The organism is Haloarchaeobius baliensis, from assembly GCF_052060055.1.
GTDB classification, from domain to species: Archaea; Halobacteriota; Halobacteria; order Halobacteriales; family Natrialbaceae; genus Haloarchaeobius; species Haloarchaeobius baliensis.
Genome location: NZ_JBPPFR010000006.1, coordinates 1 through 521, shown reverse-complemented (window position 1 = coordinate 521; position 521 = coordinate 1). Strand labels below are relative to the sequence as shown.

At 59.3% G+C, this 521-nt stretch carries 1 tRNA gene and 1 rRNA gene; both read right to left on the bottom strand.

The features are described from left to right. Positions 1-216 precede the first annotated feature (216 nt). Positions 217-288: transfer RNA gene (locus ACSG06_RS22030), tRNA-Ala, on the bottom strand. Positions 289-406: 118 nt separating this feature from the next. Beyond that, positions 407-521: ribosomal RNA gene (locus tag ACSG06_RS22025) — 16S ribosomal RNA — on the bottom strand; the annotation flags it as partial.

The window sequence follows — 521 nt, the reverse complement described above, 5'->3', positions numbered from 1 at the left end:
GTATATGGGACGTTCACTGTGACCCGGAATGGTCCAGTGGACGCCTGGATTGCGCGTACACACGGTGTCATGACGTTGCCCAGGAGTGTAAGCTGGGCTACGTTCGACCCTTCCCACCCACGCTTGCACGGGGTGGTGCATCGGTTCGTTGTTCGGATTAAGTCGTATCGGTCTCCCACACTTAAGGGGAGCGATTCGAACTCAATCCGAACGACATGGACCCACTGGGATTCGAACCCAGGGCATCCTCCTTGCAAAGGAGGCACTCTACCACTGAGCTATGGGCCCACCCCCTCTCGGGGGTCTGCGTTAGCCTTGGCAGTTCAAAGGTGCTCGATCGGGCAGGACGACGGCTCGGGACTCGGACGCCAAAGGTGGGCCAGACGTATCGTCTGGTCCCGATCTGTGGAGGTGATCCAGCCGCAGATTCCCCTACGGCTACCTTGTTACGACTTAAGCCCCCTTGCGAAGCCCAGATTCGACCCATCTCTGGGCCTCATCCGGACCTCACTCGGGTGCTT